Source organism: Rhodopirellula sp. SH410 (genome assembly GCF_055811895.1).
In genome coordinates, this window is sequence record NZ_CM147949.1 from 44,601 (window position 1) to 63,418 (window position 18,818).

Here is an 18,818-nt window from a genome sequence, read left to right on the forward strand (position 1 = left end):
CACATGCCCCCGGATTTGTTCGATACGAATCCGGGCATGGAAGTAGTCGCTCGGGACAAGGGGTCCCCAGCTACCCGACGCCGGCCCCACGCTACCAACGGATATTGCTCATGGCCTCCCCGCGAATTGGCGGCGTGATTCACGCCTATCAGAAATACGACCCCGTCGCGTTTCCACCGCCGAGCCAACCGCCACCGGATTTGGTGACGCCCGCATTTGAGCAGGCGCTGATGTACGGAAACTTCCGGCAGCTCAGCGATGACGAACTGGCCAACGCCGTCCGGCTCGACCCCTCCCAGATCGCGGGACTGGGGCCGAGTATCGACTTCCTGCGTGCGCTGTTGGAAGAACGCAAGCGGAAGATCCTCGAAACCTACGAAGCCCGGCGGGTCCAGAAAAAAGCGCGTAAGGCGTTCCTGCAAGCTGCCGAGCGAGTGCGTCCGCCGGCGAGAATGGAGAAATTATTTCGTATCGCCCTCAATCAAGAACAGCCTTTCTTGATCGAAAGACTGTGGTATGAGGCCGGCGACGACAACAGCGACCTCGCCCGCAACCTGCTCGCTACCGGGGCGGCGATGGCCGACAAACACAACATCGAAGAGCTCGCGAGCAAGTATGAGTTCACGGGCAAAGAGTCGATGACGGTGCCCAAAGCACTCGAAATCAAGGAGGAGCTAGAGAAGATTGATGAGCTGCTCGCCCAGCTGGATGAGGCCGAAAAAACGGCACAGATCGGCATCATCGATATGGAAATGCTATCCGAATTCGCTCAGCCCGGAGACATGGAACAGCTCGAAGAGATGCGTCACCAAGTCGAGAAGTTGTTGCGAGAGCAAGCCGAGCAACAGGGGCTCGAACGAAACGCCGACGGCAGCGGATTCCGGTTGACACCGCAGGCTTACAAGATTTTTCAAGGCCGATTGCTTAAACGCATTTTCAGCGAACTCGCACCATCACGCAGTGGGCGTCACGAGGGCGATGTCGTTGGCGAAGGAGCCGTCGAACTGCAGCAGACCAAAGCGTACGAATTTGGCGATAGCGTCGCCAACTTGGATTTACCGCAAACGGTAATCAACGCCTTGATCCGACAACAGGATCAGCGACCGCTGCGGCTGCACAGCGACGATATTGTCGTCCACAAAACACGCAATCACCCCAAGTGTGCGACCGCCGTGATCATGGACATGAGCGGATCGATGCGTCATGACGGCCAGTACATCAACGTCAAACGCATGGCATTGGCACTGCAAGGATTGATCAATAGCGAGTACCCAGGTGATTTCCTGCGGTTCATCGAGATGTATACGTTTGCCAAACTGCGCTCACCCGGTGAGATCATCGAGTGCATGCCCAAGCAAGTCACGATCCATGACCCTTGGGTGCGATTGAAATGCGATATGAGTAATCCTGATATTAGCGAACATCAGATTCATCCGCACTTCACCAATATCCAGCACGCGTTGCAGATCGCCCGGCAAAATCTCGTCAACTGCGACACGCCCAATCGTCAAATCGTCTTGATCACCGATGGCTTGCCGACCGCTCACTTCGAGGGCGAAACCCTGTACATGCTCTACCCGCCCGACCCAAGCACGGAGGCGGCCACCATGCGGGAGGCGGCATTGTGTCAAAAGGAAGGCATCACGATCAATATTTTCTTGGTGCCGAGCTGGTCCCAGAGCGAGGAGGACATTCGATTTGCCTACCGCATGGCACAGTCCACTCGCGGGCGTGTGTTTTTCACCAGCGGCCAGGATCTCGATCGCTTCGTGCTGTGGGATTATGTCCAAAATCGCCGCGATATTATTACGTAAGCCAATGTCGCCCGACTATCGGGACTTCTCAGAGTGGGCTTCGCGGTCCATCATGTTGGGATACCGGCGTACCGATCGATTCCCCACAGAAGAAAATGGCTCTCATGACCACTTCCATCGAACTCAATACCATTCCTGAGGCCGTCGACGCGATCGCCCGCGGCGAGGTGATCATCGTGATCGACGCGGAAGACCGGGAAAATGAGGGTGATTTCATCTGTGCAGCCGAAAAGGCCAGCGTCGAGACAATTAATTTTATTCTTGGGGGGCGCGGTCAGTTGTGTGCCCCGCTGCTGCCCGATCTCTGCAAACGGCTGGAGCTGAATCCCGTCGTGGCACAGAACAATGCCCCTCTGCAGACTGCGTTTTTGACGCCGATTGACATTGCGACGGCGCGGACGGGCATCACGGCGGCCGAACGCAGCGCGACCATCCGTCGGCTGGCCGACTCCGACGTCAAGGTTGACGACTTCGTTCGCCCAGGGCACGTCTTCCCCTTGTTGGCGATGGAAGGCGGTGTGCTTCGTCGCGCTGGGCACACCGAGGCGGCGGTGGATTTGGCACGGATGGCGGGCCTGCAACCGGTGGGGGTGCTGTGCGAGATCCTCAACGAATCGGGCGATCGGGCGTCGCGAGCCGACTTGGCCAAACTCGCTGCTGAACATCATCTGAAAATTATCAGCATTGAGCATCTGATCGCGCACCGACGCGTCAGTGAGAAACTGATCACTCGCGCGGCGACATCCACCCTGCCAACCCACTACGGTGAATTTAGCATCATCGTTTACGAGGTGGAGTACGAGGCGCAAGAGCCGATCGCTCTGGTCTTCGGGGACTTGAGTGCCCCCGGCCCACCACCCTTGGTGCGGATGCATAGCAGTTGTTTCACCGGTGACGTTGTCGCATCACTACGCTGCGATTGCGGAGATCAGCTGCACATGGCCTTGGAGATGATCAGCAAGGAGGGCCGCGGCGTGCTCGTGTATCTGCCGCAAGAGGGACGCGGCATCGGGCTGGCGCAAAAGATTCGTGCCTACGCACTTCAAGACAATGGCTTGGATACCGTGGAAGCCAACCACGCACTCGGGTTCAAAGCGGACATGCGAGATTATGGCATCGGGCTGCAAATTCTCAAGGATCTGGGGCTTTCTGAGGTCCGATTGTTGACCAACAACCCCAAGAAAACCAAAGCTTTCAATCTTCGTGGATTCGATTTGAAGGTGGTCGACCAAGTCCCGATCGTGTCGACGGTGAACAAGCATAATCAGCGCTACCTCGAAACCAAACGCGACAAAATGGGGCATCAATTGCCGCCCATGTCGTGAGTAATCGGTTCACCGTTTCGCTGCACCGCTTTGTCGAAGGTGGATGTTCTAGCGACGGTCGCCGTGATCATCTGGATTGGTTCTTCTCCGCCAATGACAGCGTGAACGGACCGCTGGTGACCTGGTCGACGTCAATCGGCGGGCCGTCGGCGGGCGGGGGGCAATCGCGACGGTTGCTCGATCATCGCGTCCGCTATCTCGACTACGATGGCGACATCTCCGGTGGCCGTGGTTGTGTGCAGCGTCTGGTAACCGGTGCCTGTCAACTCATGGAGCATGACGCCGCGAGCATCGAGTTTGCCGTGAAATCGGTTGCCGTGGCGGATTCAGCGATGGGGGACATTGCCGTTGCAAAGCTCGCCACGGATTTGTGTGAGCAGCTGCTCGCAAGCATCGGCGATCGAGTTCGCTTGTCCACGTAGTGGGATCCACACTCAGGCGACCATCGCGACTCGGTCGATTCATTCGCGGCCGCTAACGATGTGGGCTTGGGGGCCGCCTGTGGATGGCATTTCCGCTCCAGGCGAAGCCGAAAGCGTGCGCTCCCCATCACTCCTCTCCGGTCAGAAACGCGACCAGATCGCGAAACTCTTCTAGCGACATCGCTTGCTCAAGCCCGGCCGGCATGATCGATTGTTCGACGGGTTCCTGATGCTCGATGTCCTCGAGTCGAACGTCGAAGGTGTTGCCGTCAGCACCTTGGTAGCGCATCGCAGTGCCACTCCCTGGGGAGTGCAATTTCAAGCCGGTCAGGACCTTGCCATCGACGGTGAGAATTCTCCAGGGAACATACAGGGGGCCGATCTCTCGGCTCGGTGTCAAAATCGACTCGATCACGCGGCGACTGGTCATTTGACCGGCGAGTGTGGACAGATCAGGGCCCGTGCGTGCGCCCCGTCCGCTGTGGGCGTGGCAGTGAATGCATGTCTTGCGCATGAAGACTCTCCTGCCGGCATCGGGGTCACCCCCGTGCCCCACCAGTTCTTCCCACTGTTTGAAATCCTCTTTGCCAGGAATCTTTTCAGGTTGATTCCGTGGCTCGCTCGGCCGGTTTAAAATCCGGCTGGCTTCGGTGCGTAGCGTGTCGGATTGGCGGGGCAAGGATAGTTTATTGATGATCGCAGCATGTGATCCCGCATTGCGAGCGAGTCCAGCCAGAGCATCCGCGCGGGTTTGGTCGTCGAGAGTGTCGGTGGCGGCCAGGTCGGCCAGTGCATTGCCTGCTTCGGTGGTTTGCCGTGCGGTTAGCAAGCGTACGACTTCCAATGCGAACTCTCGCGAGTTCAGTTCCATCGTCCACTGAGCGAGCTGCGTGGCGGTCGGCTTGGTCGCCAGTTCGGAGATCGCGTGGACTGCAAATGCGCGCGTCATGGGGGAGCGGTCTGGGGCCGCAATGATTTCGATCAGCCTTTGTTCCGTGGCCGGGTCACGGATCGATCTCGCAGCAGATCCCGTTTCGAGGTAGGCGATCGCGGCGATTGCGGCAGTGAACACTTGGGGCGAGAGTTCGGTGCGTGAGAGCAGCGATTCGATCGCGGGTAGGTGCTGTTGAGCGCCTGCCTCGGCTGCGTAACGAATCGCGGCGATCACGACCTCGTCGCTTGCTTGTCTGAGTCCCCACGCCATCCAATCGTTGAGTTCTTGATCAGCGACCGTGTCGCCGGATGAGGCCAACGATACCCATCGCCACGCCGCGAGCACACCCACCGCTTGCGTTGGTGAGAGGTTGACCTGATGGTTGATTTGGTTGAGCTGGTTCGATTGGATCAGCCCGGCGATCGCGGCTTGCCGCGTGAATGCATCCTCGCTGCCGAGTGCCTCGATCCGCTCATCGATTTCCATGGATTCTTCGCTGCGGAGTCGTGCGGCAGTCTCTTCGTCGCTGCTGAGCGCAGGAAACGAATCTGCGTTGGTTGCCCCTGCCGTGGCCGCTTGACCATCATCGTGTGAAAGTCGCCATAGACGCCCCTTGCCATGGACAGGGTAGCTACGGTCGACCCAGTCGGTCACGTAGAGACTGCCATCGGGGGCAACCACCATGCCCACCGGGCGAAAGTTCGCGTTCCCCTGAACGATGACTTCGGTGCGTCCCGTCAGCGTGGCGCCAAGTGGGTGCATTTCATAACGCTCGATTCGATTGTCGCCCCAGCTCGTCACCCACAGGTACTTGCCATGGACTAAAACGTCACAGGCCGCCTCGCCGACAGCCGCCGCCATGGGAAGCGTTCCCGGAAGCTCGCCGTTCCAAGCCTGCAGCGGATGGGTGCCGGCTCGACCCAAACGAAATTGGAATCCGAAATCGGCGGTGGGAACGACGTGCAGCAAGCGGTTCGGTGGCATCGAGTCAGGGTCGTTGTCGACAACCCACAGCCGGCCGGCAGGGTCATAGCACGAACCGAAAGGATTCCAGAAGCCAGTTGCCAGTCGTTGCACGTGAGAACCGTCGAGCCGGCATCGGAACAGGTCCCCGCCCTCGCCGCCGCCCACTTGTTTTGAACCGTCTGAGCCAACGAGTTCATAGGGCTCGCCAAAGTTTTCGCCCCGCCCAATCGTCAGCCAGCCATCGGGGCCGACGGCAAGACTCGACAATCCGTTATGCGGATAGTTTGCCTTCGTATTGAGGCGTAGTAGTGTTTCGACCTGATCGGCGAGACCGTCTCCATCACTGTCTCGCACACGCCGCAATTCGTCTCGCGTTAGCAGTCCGATCCAGCCTTCGCCGAGATCAGCGATCGCCATCGTGGCCCGTCCACCTGCATAGAACAGTTGTTGGTGACTGAGGGTCGGCGAATCGTCGGAGACATCGAAGCGATACACCCGATCCGTTTTCGGGCCCGGATACCCTGCAGGTGGAAAGTGCGTGTGGCACTCGATGACCAACAACCGGCCCGACGCGTCGAGGCAACAATCGGTCGGCGTGACCAGTGCCGGCTCAGCAGCAACGAGTTCGATCTTCCAGCCCGTCGATAGCACGTCGGGTTCAGGAATTGCCGCATGATCGGTGCCGCGATGGGGTGTCTCTTCGGCGTGTGACAAGGCCGAGCCGTGCCAGCTCGCTAGCAGAAAGAGTAGAATGATTCTGGAATGCATGATGGCCTCCGCAGCCGACTGATTGCATCGAAAAACGTCCGGAGTTCACAACGTGAGGGTGCCACCGATGATAGACGATCGACTCAAAGTCATGGAAAAGCAGAGAAATATGTGTGATTCGCAATGTGCGGCGATTCGAGGCGGGGGCAAAATGCCGTGGACGTCTTCGTTGAGCTGCATGCTGCTATTGAGTCTGAGCTGTTCGCTTTTAATGTGCACGTTCGCTCGAGCCACCACACCGGACGTGACGGCGTCGCGATTGGCAGCAGCGGGCGATAACCGGAGTGAGATCGACAAGGCGCTCGCCGACGTCCCCGCGGATCAGCGTGGCGGCATGGAGTTCTTGATTGAACACATGCCTGAACGCGACCTGCGAACTCTCTCGGCAGCATTTTTGCTCGAGAATGTGGATCTCGCCTACCAGTCACGCGCATCCGACGGGTGGGCAAAGTCGGTGCCGCTGCCGATCTTCTACAACGATGTGTTGCCGTATGCGAGCATTAACGAGCGACGGGACAATTGGCGTGCCGACTTTCGCAAGCGTTTTTTGCCGCTCGTTGAGAAGGCGACAACGCCGAGCGAGGTCGCCGCAATCCTGAATCAAAATATCTTTGGGATCCTGAACGTGCGGTATTCCACAAAGCGTCGCAAAGCCGACCAAAGTCCCTACGAGTCGATCGCGGGCACGACGGCATCATGTACCGGTCTGTCCGTTCTGTTGATCGACGCCTGTCGCGCCGTTGGCGTGCCCGCGCGTTTCGTCGGCACGCCGTTGTGGAGTGACGGCAGCGGCAATCACTCCTGGGTCGAGATATGGGATGGTGGCTGGCATTTTACCGGCGCGGCTGAACCGACGGGCGACCGTCTCAATGATGGCTGGTTCATCGGTCGCGCCGCCGCAGCGAGCATGGACAACCCGGCCTCGGCAATCTATGCAACTAGCTTTCGGAATACGCCGCTCTCGTTTCCGTGTGTATGGGATCCGACCATCAAGTCGATTCCGGCGGTGGACGTGACGCAGCGGTACGTGAGTCTCCGTCGACACACGGTCAGTGCGAAAGCCTCCCACCACGCAGTCGAGCAAACACGGGATTGGCTGAGTGCGAATTCGGATCTCGCGTTGCTAACCAAGCAGGATTTCGCCAAGGTCCCACTGACGAAGTCCGATGCGATCGCCGCTCGCAAAATTCTTGCTGAGAAACAGCTTGCTCAGCTCCGCACTGAACGAGGGCAGGAATTGGAGTCAGGCGTGATTCGCCTCGAGGCACTCGAGATGCCATTTTCATTCAAGCGGTTTGGCAACAAACCCGCCGACGGATGGAGTCTCTACATTTCGCTGCACGGTGGTGGCGGCGCGCCCGCGGCGGTGAACGACAGCCAATGGCAGAATCAAAAGAATCTGTATTCGCTCAAGCAGGGCATTTATGTTGCCCCTCGTGCGCCGACCAATACCTGGAACCTATGGCATCAGGGGCATATCGACGACATGTTTCGCCGGTTGATCGAGGACATGGTTGCGATCGAGGGAGTGAATTGGAATCGCGTTTACGTGATGGGGTACTCGGCCGGTGGTGACGGGGTGTATCAACTCGCCCCACGCATGTCCGACACGTGGGCCGCTGCGGCCATGATGGCGGGGCACCCCAATGAAACGTCTGCACTGGGGCTGCGCAATGTTCCTTTTGCGCTGCAGGTCGGCGGCAAGGACGCAGCATACGATCGCAACAAAATCGCCAGAGAGTGGGAGGTGAAGCTTGATGAACTCCATGCCAGCGATGCCGGCGGGTATCAGCACTTTGTCAAAATCTATCCCGACAAAGGGCACTGGATGGATCGTGAGGATGCCGTCGCAATCGATTGGATGGCCGAACATGTGCGCAATCCCACGCCCGATCGAATCGTGTGGGTGCAAGACGACGTAACCCATCGCGAATCGTATTGGTTGGCTGTCGACGAAGCGAATTGCAAGCCACGCAGCGAGATCATCGCCGACGTGGATGGGCAAACCATTTCGCTGATCGCAACAGGTGTTGAACGTGTCAGTGTGCGGCTCGACGATCGGTTTATCGATCTGGATCAACCGATCAAGATCGTCAGCGGGGGGCAAACTTTGCACGAATCGCTAGTCGAACGCACCGTCGGAGATGTCGCCAGCACCTTGATCGAGCGTGGTGACCCCAATCTCTCCTTCCCAGCGATCGTGACGGTTGATTTGCCCCCATCGATCCCCCCCGCGGCGGTGAGTAACCGTAAAACTCTTCGCGGCACCGTCGGCGAGGTTGCCGAGTGAACCTTCGCGAACATTGGCAACTCGATCCGAACTTGGATTTTCTCAACCACGGCTCATTTGGGGCGACGCCCCGCGTGGTGATGGCGGCCCAGCGCACGTTCCAAGACGAGTTGGAGTGGGATCCGATTGAATTCTTGGCTCCTGAGCGAAGTTTGAATCCAAAGCTGGATCACGTTCGTCGGATCGTGTCGGAGTTGGTGGGGGCGGACCCTAGCGATGTGGCCTTCGTTCGCAATGCGACCGAAGGGGTCAACGCCGTATTGCGATCCCTGCCCCTGCAAGCGGGCGACGAAATTCTTGTGACCAATCATGGCTACAACGCCTGCATCAATGCAGCGGAATATGTGGCGCAGCGGAGTGGGGCGGTAGTGCGGGTCGCCGAGGTTCCCTTTCCCCTGTCCAGTCCTGATGCGGTGATGGATGCGATCGAGCATCAGATCGGTGATCGGACACGGTTGATTTTGATCGATCATGTGACCAGCCCAACGGGGATCGTGTTCCCGATCGCGGCGATCGTCGAGCTGGCTCACCGGAGGGGCGTTCGCGTGCTCGTCGATGGTGCCCATGGACCGGGCATGCTGCCGCTGAACCTCAACGCACTCAACGCCGACTACTACACCGCCAACCATCACAAGTGGTTGTGTGGCCCGAAGGTTTCAGGGCTTCTGTGGGTTGCACCGCAGTGGCAGGATGAGGTCCGCCCCACCGTGATCAGTCATGCCGCCAATCGTCCGCAATCGGATCGCTCTCGTTTCCTTGCCGAGTTCGACTGGACCGGTACCTACGATCCATCGCCGCTGCTCGCAATGCCGAGTGCGATTGAGTTTCTCGGCTCGTTGTTTTCGGGCGGCATCAGGGGGTTGATGCATGCCAACCATGCCAAGGCAATTGCGGCGCGAGACGTGTTAGTCGAAACGCTCGAGATCGACGCACCTGTTCCTGTTGCGATGATGGGCAGTCTCGTCACGGTACCCTTGCCGGATACCGATGGACGTTCGCACGCTCAGTGGGCGTCCCTGCAAGGTCGGCTGCATGAACGGCACCGCTTTGAATTGCCGGTCTTTCCTGGACTCGTCTCCGGTTCGTGGTTGCTACGAATTTCGCTGCAGGCATACAACGAGATCGAGCAGGTCACCCGACTGGCTGAAGTGCTGAACGCAGAACTTCATTCGTAGTGTCTGTGGTGGACGGGCGACTGGAGTCAATCGTCATTCGCGTCGAACCAGTGATTGGAGTGATGTAACGGCTTGCCGAAGCGAAGCTCGACCATCAATCAATAACTGGCGTAGTGGATCTTGTTAAGACGCGCCCGACAAAAGTCTCATGCTACCGGCTTCTTTCGTGGGCGAGATGCGTTACCTTTTGCTGTCTGGATTTAGCTTTTTTCTTCGAGTGGTCGGTTAGTCAGTGAAAACCATCGAACTACCTACGCAGCAAAGACTTTTCGACCCGTTCGAGGGCGTCATCGGCCCCATGGGGCGAAAGATGATTGACAACGGATGGCAGGGCCTCCTTCGCGACGTGCTCTTGGAGCAGATGCCCATCGGCCTCGTCGGTGAGCATCTCAGTGACGATCAAGGACGACCAACCTTTGAGTTGCACGCGATCATCGCGCTCCTTTGGATCCGTGACTTTCAAGGTTGGACTGTCCCCCAGGCCCACGAAGCACTGCTGTTCCGAACCGACATCCAGTACGCACTGAACTTGGAGCCAAGCACCGAAGTCACTCAGCGAACCATTGAACGCTACATCGCTCGAATGCAAAGCAACGAGAAGATCAGTGAGGAGATCTTCGCAGGCGTTACCGACACCCTGCTGCAAAGCATGGAAGTCAAAGTCAAAAAGCAGCGTCTCGATTCCACCCATGTGCTTAGAATACCAGGAACAATAAGTGACGGGTTTACCGTAGTGGATCTTGTTAAAGATCCTGTTCTGGATGGATCTTTAACAAGATCCACTACGCCAGTTATTGATCACGCGTTGCTCAGCGAGATGGCCAACTGCGCCGGTGAACTGGAGTCTTGCCCGGCTGGTCACGCTCCCGAGTCGACCAACTACAACGCCAAAGGCGACTACACTTTCGCACAGATGGATCCCGAGAAGTGCCAGCACTGCCCGCTGCTTGCACACTGCCGCGTTCAACGCAATCGGGACACCGAGCAGCCGACCGGCCGCATTCAATTTACCGGCAGTGCGGTTCGAGCCGACGCGCGTCGTCGCCACGAGCAGAGCGACGAGTTCCGCGATCGCTACCGTTGGCGGTCGGGTATCGAAGGGACCAACGGTTGCCTCAAGCGAATGATGGGCTTGGGTCGGCTCCGCGTTCGCGGCCACAATGCGGTGAAGCTTTCGATCCTACTGAAGCTGGCCGGTTGGAATCTGCTTCGAGCGGTGGCAATGCGCCGCCAGCGAAAGAATTCGCTCCAATTGGCCATTAACTAGGAAAAACAGGGGCAATAGGCGACTAGGACGACGGTTCATGTAGAGCCTGCGACTCCTCGACAGTCAAACCAGGGCCTCCAGAGACCCCCGGCTAAAAACTTTTGCACCACCCAAAAAAGTCGCCCGCAGCAAAGCCACCTAATGTCGGTTGCGTCTGTTAAAGATCCATCCAGAACAGGATCTTTAACAAGATCCACTACGGTAAACCCGTCACTTATTGTTCCTGGTATCCTTAGCTCAGCGAGGTTCGCATCCGGCTGGCGAGACCCCAAAACTGTTCGATCGCGGGGAGCGGTTTGAAGTGATATTTTCCAGGTCCGAGTGCGATGGGTTGCTCGGTATGTTCGGACACAACCTTTTCGACCGTCTCTTGGGACAGATCGTTTTTCGCGACTTCGATCGCGAGCAGTTCGTCATCGCGATCCGCGTCAAAGTCGCCGTAGTTGTGAGCGGGTAGGAAGATCGTACCGTTGTAAAAATCAACGGCAAAGGCGATCACGCCTGGGACGACAAATAGCATCAAACCGATGCCGTCGATGGCCGCGATCTTCCAGTCAATGGGACCTGTTCGTGGCTGGCCGACGCGTTCGGGATGGAGAATCGAACCGCAGCCTGCGATGGTAGTCGTCGATACCGAAAGCGAAATTTCGATCAGAAATCGACGACGATCTTGAATGCGTGGCACCTTGAACGGTACTCCAGAGCTGGCGAGGCGTAGCTGTCCAAACGGCGTGCAGCAATTCGCGACACGGACAGATCTCACCCTCAGTTACTGGATCGGTGAAACGCAGGTCCAGACCAATAAAACGCGTTGCTTCCAGCGTCACGACCGTCGCCAAGTGTGTGGAGTCCACATTGGTGCCGACGTCGCTACCGTCCTCGGATGTAGACGGGGACGTAGTAGGTGGTGGTGGCGGGATAGCGGCTGGTCGTCATCAAGTTGGAGGGCCACGACGGGCGCAGGGAGGGCAGGAGTCCCCACCGCTCGGCTTCCAAACGGGCATCGCGAGCACGCATTTCGGCGAGTGCCCGCGCCTGGCGAATCTGCATCGCTTTGGATTGCCGGCGTTCGGCTTGAGATCCGGATTGATTGGTCAGTCGCAGGTCGGACGGACTCTCAAGGTCGCTGTTGACCGGCCGTTGGGATCGTGAGGTTTCACGAGTTTCGGCGCGGGTGGGGGCGGGTAGCGATTCAAAGTCTAGCGGGGAGGGAGTCGGGGCTTCGACAGCGTCCGGCAAAACGTTTTGTTCAGCGGTGCCAACCTGATCAAAAAAAGCAAAGCTTTCATCGTCAGTTTGGGCAAACAGTTCGTCATAGTCTTGAGCGCCCGCAATGGACCCGGTTGTCAAGACAAAAATAGCGGTGAGCAGTCGCGGAAAATGTCGCTGTGAAAGAAATCGTCGATTCATAATCCCTGGCCCGAAAGAATGCGTGGCGTATGATCGAGCTATCGTCGACACCCTCACCCGTAGTCGAGACACACTGCATGTTTTCATGGTCGTGGCGCGGCCTCGATGTCGATTGTGCCCACCACGCCGATTTTACCGCCTCGCGTGCGACAAGATGCCCAGTGCCAACCTCCCAAAAAAAAACGGTGAGAGAGGGTGCAAAATTTGATGATTTTGTTAATCTTACACTCAAGTGCAGACGTTGCTTCGTGGGTGTTAGCCTCTGTCGCGGCACGTTTGCAAAGAAACCTTCCAAACCGCCCTCCGATCCATTACGCACGAAACCCATGACACACAAAATCATCTCCAGCATCTTCGCACTCGCCCTTTTGACCACAACGCTGGGTTGTCCTCCGCCAGCACCACGTAGTGACGAAGAAGTCGACATCAGCACCGAGGAAGTTGTTGAAGTCGACCCCGCCGTCGGCGACAACATGACCGGTGTTACCGAAGTTCCTTCGGACAACATGACCGCTGGCAGCGAAACTCCCTAGTTTCAGTCGGTGCGTTTATCATGCGTCGGCATCGAGCAGCTTGCCCAATTGGCTACCGCTTTGGTCGCGACGGACGCTCATTTTAAAAGTGCCCCCACGAGTCCACTTCGACCGCTGTGTTTCGGTCTGGTAGGGACCTTGGGGGCCGGGAAAACTCGGCTCAGCCAAGAGATCGCCCAAGCCTGGGGGATCGATCCTGCCGAGGTGACCAGCCCGACCTTCACGCTGCTGAAAAGCTACGAGATCGCAGGTCGTGGCGATCATCCCACCATCGCCAGGCAGCTTCATCATCTCGATCTATACCGCGTCGTTGACGAAGACGAACTGTGGGAACTCGGATTGGATGAGTTGTGGGAGACCCCCAACGCTTGGACACTCGTCGAGTGGGCTGATCGGTTCGCGGCCAGCATGCCAGCGGATACGATCTGGATCCGCATTGAGGTCTCGGATGATTTGATTTCCGAAGATCCCCCGGCGTCTGCGGGGCGCGAGACGCAGCCGCTGCGCTCGATCGAACTGCAGTCATCTGACTCAGGCCGGCAGGCATGGTTGCGAACCCTCGAATCTCGGCTTCATGAAACAGGCTTTACCGGCACCATCCAATCGGGCTGAGTAGCCTCCTGAGTCAAAATGTTGCCGGCCTGGCTGGCAGCCCCTGTGCCCACAAAAATCGCGAATACCGCTCAATTGCGGGCCTCAAGCGATATCTTACCGGCGGCAGGGAAGTTGAACGGGATTCCAAAAAAAACATCTCGGCATCCTGAATTGCTGGGAATTTCAGGGTTCGGCCTGCGCTGTCCTGGGGAATTCACAGGAAAATCAGAAATCTTCGCGGATTTTAAGTGTTAACCTTTTACCCTTCCCAGGAATATAAGGGTATGAAACCGAACCACCAAACTAACGATGAGACGGAGTTCGTGGCGATGCTCACGGGCAACCAGAACACGATCGTGATGACGGTGCGGGCGTTGATGCCAGGAGAACGCTCGATTGACGAAGTTGTGCAGCAAACCAATGCCAAACTGTGGCAGAAGCGCAGCGACTTTGAGCCGGGGACGAATTTCCGGGCCTGGGCCGCTGCGATCGCCCGCTACGAGGTGTTGAACTACCGAAAGCAACAGGCTCGTGACTCACGGCTGACGTTTTCGGATGAATTGGAATACCAGATCGCCAGCGAAGTAGGCGAACTGCACGACGATCTGTTCGATCGCCACATCGCACTCCGGGAGTGTCTCCAGGAGCTCAAGACAGAGAGTCGCGAGTTACTGCTATCTCGCTACAACAGCGACGAGACCTTGGCTCAGCTCGCATCTCGCGTGGGTCGTTCCGTGGGCGGGATCAAAGTCACGCTATGCCGACTTCGCACCGCATTGGCGGACTGTATCGAGCGGCGACGTAGCGCCGAGGAGGGCTTGGTATGAACCGGGAAGAGCGTCTGTTACTGATGGATTCGCTGCTCGATGGCAGCATCAACGAAGCCGATTTGTTGCGGATCGAGGCAGAGCTGAGTGTCGACCCGCAGGTTCGGCAGGAATACTACCGCCGTTTGCAGCTCGACATCATGCTCGGTCGGGAGGCGGCGTCCGTGCTGGGCACGGCAGTCAAAGCAGCCATGCCGCAGCCGAGCCGTGACCGCTTCGGCTGGGTCAAAATCCTATCTGGGTCGCTCATGGCGATCGCTGCCAGTCTCCTCCTGGCGGTCTTTCTCAATCAGCCGATCGAGCCATCCGGTGGGCTTGGGAGAGCCGGTGCACTCGCCGATTCGGGAGAGCCGTCGGCAAGCGGGTTTGCCGTCCTCAGTGGCCTTGAGGATGCCGTCTGGTCGGGACCTTCGATCGCTGCGGGAGACCTCCTGCCGACAGGCGAGCTGCATCTGAAGTCGGGGCGAATTCACATCGAACTATTTAGCGGCGTTCAAATGGTGCTCGAAGGAGATTCTTTATTCTCGATCGATTCACCCATGCAAGTCACCATGACGAGCGGCAGCGCCCGGGCCCGGGTACCGGAGCCGGCCCAAGGGTTCCGGATCAAGACGTCGTCCGGTGATGTCGTTGACCTGGGCACGGAGTTCAGTGTCGACGTTGACGACAATGGGGCAGACGTTCATGTCGTTGATGGCGAGGTCGAACTGCAGCCTCGCGATAGCGACGCGCTGCGAATCGATGCGGGCTTGTCCCGTCGGCTGGCCAGTTCCGGGGGTGTCACCGATGCTTCCTCAACGGCGGCCGTAGCGATCGGGCCCAGGGAATTCGACGACCTGCGACAACAGCAGCAGCAGCAACGGCTGACGCACTGGGCGGGCACGCGAGCGAAAGTGGGTGCGGATCCAAGGGCGGTTGCTTACTACCGATTTCAGTCCGATCGCCCTCAAGCACGCCAAATTCAGAATTTGGCCAACGGCGCAGAACAGCCCGCCTCCGATGGGACGGTCGTTGTTGCATCGCGAGCCATGGACCGCTGGGGGCGGAGCGACGCGGCGTTGGATTTCAGCCGCGTTGGCAGCCGCGTGCGAGTGAATGTCCCCGGTGAACACCGTGGATTGACGCTCATGTGTTGGGTCAAAATCAATAGCCTCGATCGCTGGTACAACTCACTCTTCTTGACCGATGGCCATGATGATCGTGAACCGCACTGGCAATTAATGGACGACGGCAGAATCTTCTTTTCAGTCAAAGTCCCTCAACCGGGCACCGACGAAGGGGAGCCAAACAGCTTGGCTCAACGAGTATTTTATTCGCCGAAAATCTGGGACGCGTCATGGAGCGGTCGTTGGGTCATGCTCGCGGTGACCTATGACGTGGATCAGTCACGGGTCACTCATTACGTCAATGGTGAACCGGTCAGTAGCGAAGCGATTCCGGATGAGAAGCTGGTCGAATCGATCCGTATCGGCCCTGCGTCGATCTGCAACTGGAGTGATCCAATGTACCAAACCGACCCGCAGTTCGTGCTTCGTAATCTCAATGGAAGTATGGACGAGTTTGCGTTGTATTCGGGTGCACTGCCCGCTGATGAAATTTTGCAATTGTATCGCGATGGAGATTCCGGTGAACTTTAAATCGATTTCGATGGCCGTCATGGCAACTTCCCTCCTTGGCGCCTGCGGCGTGAATGCTGCTGCTGCAGACGAAGCGACCGAGCGGCTTTTTACGCTCAAGGTTTTGCCGCTATTGAAAGACAAATGCCTCGGCTGCCATGGTGGTGACCAGGAGGACGTGAAAGGCGATTTCAGCGTGCTGACACGGGCGGCATTGCTGCATGGCGGTGAATCGGAGGAGCCGGCAATCGTCCCTGGACATCCCGATGATGGGACACTCGTCTCAGCCATCTCCTGGGAGGATTATGAGATGCCGCCCAAGGAGAATGATCGACTCAGCGAAGAGCAAATCTCGCTGGTTCGGCAGTGGATCGAACGAGGGGCACCGTGGCCGGACGAGACCAAGCAAGCCGAGTTTCGCCGCGAAGAGAGCATGCAGACGACGACCGAAGATGGCGTGATTGTCACGACGAGTGGAGGCACGTCCGGCGAATGGACGAATCGTCGCTATCAACCCGCGGACCTGTGGGCGTACGCGGAGGTGAAACCAAAATCAGAGTTGCTGCCCAGCGACGTGCAGGCTGGTGAGGCCATCGATTTCTTCATCAACCGTGGACTCGACGAGAACGGTCTGACGGCATCAGGCGTCGCCAGCCCCAGATCCTTGATCCGACGCGCCACGTTCGACTTGACAGGGTTGCCACCCAGCCCGGAGGAGATCGATGCGTTCACGATTGCATACAAGAAGGATCCCAAGCAGGCGTGGAAGTCGCTAATCGATGATCTGCTGGAGAGTCCTCGCTATGGGGAGCATTGGGCGCGACACTGGTTCGACGTCACTCGCTACGCGGACACCGGCGGGATGTCGAATGATTATGAACGTTCGAATATGTGGCGTTATCGCGACTATGTGATCCGCTCATTCAACAAAGACAAACCCTACGACGAGTTTGTCATTGAGCAATTGGCGGGGGATGAACTCGCCGATCGCTCTGTCCGGGCGCGGAAGGGCGACGATCCAAAGATTGTCCATCAAACGCAGCTGGATGGAGACTACACGCCCGAAGAAGCGGAATGGATTGTGGCCACGGGGTTCCTGCGCATGGGACCGTGGGACAATGCGATGATCGCGACGGAGGAGGCTCGGCAAATTTACTTGGACGACGTGCTGAATATCACCGGTCAAGCGTTTTTGTCGACCACGATGCGATGCTGCAAATGTCACGATCACAAATTTGATCCGATCCCCACGCGAGATTACTACCGAATGTACTCCGCGTTCTCAGCAACGCACTTGGCCGAACGCAACGTTCCTCTGCTTGCCGAAGAGGATCAAAGTGGTTTCGCCGAAGGGCGGGAGCACGTACAGAAGATGCTCGACTTCGCAGTCGTGGAGAAAAACCGGCTTATCGAGAAACGCGAAACCGCAGCGCGAGCTTGGTTTGAAGAGCATGACCTTCCCTACAAAAACGAAAACGCACGCAAAAATCTGCCGGATGAAGAGAAACCGCCACGAGCGGTGGGCTTGGACCACGTCGAGCAGGGGCAGCTGAAGGTGCGAGAACAGGATGAGTGGATTTGGCAACGACGGCTCGAACGCTACCAACCGATGGCCCAGAGTGTGTTCAATGCCGATTCGGCCACGTTGGCATGGAATGGTGCTCGGCATCTACGCATCACACGCAAGCCAAACAAGCAGAACGAGCTGGAGAACTTTATTCTCATTGGGGGAGCGCTGACGGCGCTCGGCGACAAGGTCCTGCCGGGGGTAATGAGCGCGGTCGCGATGCCGACCAACCCGGCCAAGGACGACCCTTACCTGCTCACCAGTGATGTCGATGGACGACGACTGGAGTTGGCCCAGTGGATTGCGAATCCGAACAATGGGTTGGCCACACGCGCAATCGTGAATCGTATCTGGCAATTCCACTTTGGGACTGGGCTGGCCGCCAATTCGACCAACCTCGGTGCCAAGGGGGCGAAGCCGTCCTACCCCGAACTGCTCGACTACCTCGCTGCCGACTTTGTTGACGGTGGTTGGACGATGAAGCGATTGCATCGCATGATCATGATGTCCGATGTGTATCAACGCGCATGCGAACCGGCGGACGAGCGAGTTGCTGATGTGGATCCAGACGATCGATTGTTGTCGCATTTCCCACGGCGCCGTTTAACCGCCGAGGAAATTCGTGACGGAGTTCTCGCCGCAACCGGCGAGTTGGTGCATTGCAACGGTGGTTTACCCGTGATGCCTGAAATCAACATGGAAGTGGCACTGCAACCGCGGATGATCCAGTTTTCATTGGCACCTGCCTATCAGCCGTCTCCTGAGCCAAGTCAACGGAATCGGAGAACCGTCTATGCGTACCATGTCCGTGGTCAGGCGGATCCTTTCACCGAATTATTCAACCAACCCAACCCGAATGAGTCCTGTGAAGTCCGCGAGTCTGCTGCGGTGACCCCGCAAGTCTTTACATTGCTCAATAGCGATTTAATTGTCGATCGCAGCATTGCATTGGCGTTAAGAATCGAGCAGGACGCGGATGCATTGCCGGAGCAAATCGAGCGAGCATTTCGATTGGTATTAGGTCGGCATGCATCTCCACAAGAGATGCAGTGGATGACTAAGTATGTCAACGACATGCGAACCTACCACCAAGGTGTCACTCCCGAGCCGCCGGAGTATCCCGAACAGATCACACGGTCGCTCGTTGAAGAGTTCTCGGGCGAGCCGTTTCAGTATCAAGAGATATTGCCGGTGTTTGCCAATTACCAACCCGACACGAAACCCAGTGACGTGTCACCCGGCCAGCGAGCGCTCGCGGACATGTGTTTGCTGCTCTTCAATAGCAACGAGTTCATGTATGTCGACTAAAG

14 protein-coding genes are annotated in these 18,818 nt (G+C 57.7%); 11 read left to right on the forward strand and 3 right to left on the reverse strand.

Annotated elements, in window-relative coordinates; all coding sequences use genetic code 11:
* The first annotated feature begins 110 nt into the window (after positions 1 to 110).
* The 3 genes from SH410x_RS00145 (at position 111) to SH410x_RS00155 (ending at position 3,561) form a co-directional block, all read left to right on the forward strand.
* Positions 111 to 1,814, forward strand: coding sequence for a vWA domain-containing protein (locus SH410x_RS00145; RefSeq protein ID WP_473673550.1), 1,704 nt, complete (start codon positions 111 to 113; stop codon positions 1,812 to 1,814).
* 104 nt (positions 1,815 to 1,918) lie between these two features.
* Complete coding sequence (ribA, locus tag SH410x_RS00150) at positions 1,919 to 3,139, forward strand: GTP cyclohydrolase II (RefSeq protein WP_473673551.1); 1,221 nt, start codon at positions 1,919 to 1,921, stop codon at positions 3,137 to 3,139.
* The gene (locus tag SH410x_RS00155) at positions 3,136 to 3,561 is read left to right on the forward strand and encodes a hypothetical protein (RefSeq protein WP_473673552.1); all 426 of its coding nucleotides are present in this window, start codon (positions 3,136 to 3,138) and stop codon (positions 3,559 to 3,561) included. The genes ribA and SH410x_RS00155 overlap by 4 nt, the downstream gene beginning before the upstream one ends.
* A 127-nt stretch (positions 3,562 to 3,688) precedes the next feature.
* Here the strand turns inward: SH410x_RS00155 and SH410x_RS00160 are convergent, their stop codons facing one another.
* A complete protein-coding gene (locus SH410x_RS00160; RefSeq protein WP_473673553.1) occupies positions 3,689 to 6,229 on the reverse strand; it encodes a PVC-type heme-binding CxxCH protein in 2,541 nt (846 codons plus the stop codon).
* A gap of 67 nt (positions 6,230 to 6,296) precedes the next feature.
* Between SH410x_RS00160 and SH410x_RS00165 the strand changes: the two genes are divergently transcribed.
* The 3 genes from SH410x_RS00165 (at position 6,297) to SH410x_RS00175 (ending at position 10,961) form a co-directional block, all read left to right on the forward strand.
* Entirely contained in the window at positions 6,297 to 8,519 is a 2,223-nt protein-coding gene (locus tag SH410x_RS00165) for a transglutaminase domain-containing protein (protein ID WP_473673555.1), read from the forward strand.
* On the forward strand, positions 8,516 to 9,694 hold the full coding sequence (locus SH410x_RS00170; RefSeq protein ID WP_473673556.1) for an aminotransferase class V-fold PLP-dependent enzyme: 1,179 nt from the start codon (positions 8,516 to 8,518) through the stop codon (positions 9,692 to 9,694). The genes SH410x_RS00165 and SH410x_RS00170 overlap by 4 nt, the downstream gene beginning before the upstream one ends.
* 232 nt (positions 9,695 to 9,926) lie before the next feature.
* Positions 9,927 to 10,961, forward strand: a complete 1,035-nt coding sequence (locus SH410x_RS00175; protein WP_473673558.1) for a transposase — start codon at positions 9,927 to 9,929, stop codon at positions 10,959 to 10,961.
* A gap of 232 nt (positions 10,962 to 11,193) precedes the next feature.
* On the opposite strand, the gene SH410x_RS00180 is transcribed toward SH410x_RS00175, so the two are convergent.
* Positions 11,194 to 11,646 carry a hypothetical protein gene (locus SH410x_RS00180; RefSeq protein ID WP_473673560.1) on the reverse strand — a complete coding sequence of 151 codons (453 nt, stop codon included), beginning with the start codon at positions 11,644 to 11,646 and terminating at the stop codon, positions 11,194 to 11,196.
* A gap of 185 nt (positions 11,647 to 11,831) precedes the next feature.
* Positions 11,832 to 12,371, reverse strand: coding sequence for a malate synthase (locus tag SH410x_RS00185; protein WP_473673562.1), 540 nt, complete (start codon positions 12,369 to 12,371; stop codon positions 11,832 to 11,834).
* A 326-nt stretch (positions 12,372 to 12,697) separates the two neighbouring features.
* Between SH410x_RS00185 and SH410x_RS00190 the strand changes: the two genes are divergently transcribed.
* The 5 genes from SH410x_RS00190 to SH410x_RS00210 all read left to right on the forward strand — a co-directional run bounded on the left by SH410x_RS00190 (position 12,698) and on the right by SH410x_RS00210 (position 18,816).
* Positions 12,698 to 12,904 carry a hypothetical protein gene (locus tag SH410x_RS00190; RefSeq protein WP_473673564.1) on the forward strand — a complete coding sequence of 69 codons (207 nt, stop codon included), beginning with the start codon at positions 12,698 to 12,700 and terminating at the stop codon, positions 12,902 to 12,904.
* Between the two features lie 9 nt (positions 12,905 to 12,913).
* Positions 12,914 to 13,516: a tRNA (adenosine(37)-N6)-threonylcarbamoyltransferase complex ATPase subunit type 1 TsaE gene (gene tsaE / locus SH410x_RS00195; protein ID WP_473673566.1), complete on the forward strand. Its 603-nt coding sequence runs from the start codon at positions 12,914 to 12,916 to the stop codon at positions 13,514 to 13,516.
* 266 nt (positions 13,517 to 13,782) lie between these two features.
* On the forward strand, positions 13,783 to 14,325 hold the full coding sequence (locus SH410x_RS00200) for a sigma-70 family RNA polymerase sigma factor (RefSeq protein WP_473673568.1): 543 nt from the start codon (positions 13,783 to 13,785) through the stop codon (positions 14,323 to 14,325).
* The gene (locus SH410x_RS00205) at positions 14,322 to 15,962 is read left to right on the forward strand and encodes a LamG-like jellyroll fold domain-containing protein (RefSeq protein ID WP_473673570.1); all 1,641 of its coding nucleotides are present in this window, start codon (positions 14,322 to 14,324) and stop codon (positions 15,960 to 15,962) included. Before SH410x_RS00200 ends, SH410x_RS00205 begins: the two co-directional genes overlap by 4 nt.
* 19 nt (positions 15,963 to 15,981) lie before the next feature.
* Positions 15,982 to 18,816, forward strand: a complete 2,835-nt coding sequence (locus tag SH410x_RS00210; RefSeq protein ID WP_473673572.1) for a PSD1 and planctomycete cytochrome C domain-containing protein — start codon at positions 15,982 to 15,984, stop codon at positions 18,814 to 18,816.
* Positions 18,817 to 18,818: the final 2 nt, after the last annotated feature.